We start from the raw sequence: 2,332 nt of genomic DNA on the forward strand, positions 1-2,332 counted from the left end.
ACTTATCCGGCTATGCTCCAACATCCCCTTGACTATCGCATCCGCCCGCTTACCGTGGTGATTTATTTTTTCCAAGTTCTGCTTGATATCATCCAGAATCTCATCTTCTATCTCATCCTCTTCGGTTTTAGCTCTTGATTCTTGGTTTCCCGATTCTCGGGACCGGACTTTGGCTCTTGATTCTTTGATTTCATCCACCAGTTCTGCACTGACTTCCGAAAAATTATTGACAAAATTCAAAGGATTCTGTATCTCATGGGCAATTCCTGCAGTGAGCTCTCCAAGGCTTGCCATCTTTTCAGATTGGATGAGTTGGGCTTGGGCCATCCTCAGATCGGTCAGGGCTTGTTGCAACCTGACTTTCTGTTCTTCTAATTCCTGGTTCAGCCCTCTCAATTCATTGTTCTTAATACGGACAGCTTCAGTTTCTTTGCCGGCTTCTTCTGCTTTATGCGAAATTTTCAGATTAGCCATTTTCTGGGCTATTGTATTCTTGTGCAGCTCGACTTCAAGTGCGGTATGTAATTCCAATTGTTCAAGTGCTTCTTTATATTTGCCATTATCCTTATAAATTGAATATAAGCACTGTCTTACTTTGCTTAGAAGATCAATTGCATTTACATTTTCAGCTATGAGTGCTGCCTTAAGTAGGTACTCCAACTTGTAATCTGTGCCGTTATGTTGTAATCCGGCCAGAAACAGAAGTACTTCTGCCTCCCCTCTCTTATCACCGCTTGATTTCCTGATTGCCATGCTTTGATTGGAACACTTCGCAGCAAGTGCAATTTCTCCCATAACATGGTAAATTTCAGCCAAATGAAGCAGGGAGTTTGCCTCGCCTTTTTTATCACCGATCTTTTTTGTAATATCAAGGCTTTTTGTACAATGACTGATAGCTTCATCATATTGGTCTAATTTCATATAGGTGTGGCCGATATTGTCTAAGCTGCCGGCTTCTCCCCACTTGTCATTGGCCTGTTGACGAATAGGGAGCCCTTGCAGGAAATAATTCAGTGCTTCTTGATAATCACCGGTTTCAAAATAGATCGAACCGATCACATTCAGATTATAGGCTTCCATTATTTTAAAAGTTGATGATTTAGCGATTAGTAGGCTTTCAAATAAAAATTCAAGCGCTTTATTGTAATCTCCAAGTTGCCTATAGGTAACCCCCAATTGGTATAGCGTGGTTATTTCAGCATCCCAAAATTTGGTTTCTCGGCATAATTCCAAAGCTTTGTAGAGATTTTCGAGAGCTGATTTGCAATCCCCGGTATTACGGTGAATGATCCCAATATATTCATTGACTACTGCAAGGCCCTGTAAATCATTTAAAGAATCATAAACTTGAAAAGCTTTTTCAAGGTATGGTTTTGCCTGTACAAAATCACTTTTTCTTAACCAAGCAAAACCAATTAACCTATATGCATCTGCCTGCCCTTTTAGATATTTGATTTTCTGGGATAGATCAGCAGCTTCTTTACTTAACGTATGGGCTTTCTCAATTTCGTGGACACGGAGACTCCATGCCAGACAATTTAACTCATCTATCTTTTGCTTAAGTGCTATAGAATCAGTGGCTGTTGTCATAAGGGATTGCTATTTCATATATAATTCCCACGCGATTCTGTCAGGGTCTTTAAAAGCACAATAGGGCTTATTTAAAACACTGTCTATTTTCACTCCTGTATTTTCTATACCCGCATCGGCTAGCTTTTTGGCTAATGCATGCAGCTCCTCCTCTCTTTCGCAGGTAATGGCAATATGGTCCAGACCTACTTCATAGGGACTGAAGGTGGTGAAATTAGTGTCTCGCGGATCAGCTTTTTTGAATGCTATAAATACACTGCCTGCAAGGAATATAATCAGTTCCGGTTGGTCCATTACCAATGGCCATTTAAGGACTTCCCGGTAAAATTCCTTTGTTTTGGAAAAATCCATTGACCTCAGACAGTTGTGATGGATCGGACTTTTCATCGGACTGGCATCAAAATGATTTTCCTGTTCTGAAATCTCCCCGGACTCATTTACAGTAAAACGGTCTGCAACCCGAAGCGTCACACCAAGTGCTGCAATAGTAATATCCGCCCTGGTAATGATCTGAGTTAATGATTCATTGTAAAAGTGGTCGATGACATTGATCTGAATCCCATCTAATGCCGGCTCAAGCGGCTTCCACCATTGATCAAGGAGTTCCTCTTTACCTTTGATCGGATATTTAGACCCACCCGGTGCAAGTGGTGCCCTGAAAACAATGTTATCACTGAACGGAATGGCTTTGAAATCCCTGTTCCTTAGTGCCTGGAAATAAGTTTCTGAAACTTTTTCCAAG

General features: G+C 41.1%; 2 protein-coding genes. Both read right to left on the minus strand.

Annotated features, from left to right (window positions below):
• The coding region (locus ACEW8O_RS19410) for a tetratricopeptide repeat protein (RefSeq protein WP_373496285.1) at positions 1–1,590 on the minus strand (1,590 nt) is incomplete at its 3' end.
• Positions 1,591–1,599: 9 nt separating this feature from the next.
• On the minus strand, positions 1,600–2,332 hold a 733-nt coding region (locus ACEW8O_RS19415), incomplete at its 5' end, for a VOC family protein (protein WP_373496286.1).

This window comes from Aquiflexum sp., assembly GCF_041749095.1.
In the GTDB taxonomy this organism is placed as follows: Bacteria; Bacteroidota; Bacteroidia; order Cytophagales; family Cyclobacteriaceae; genus Aquiflexum.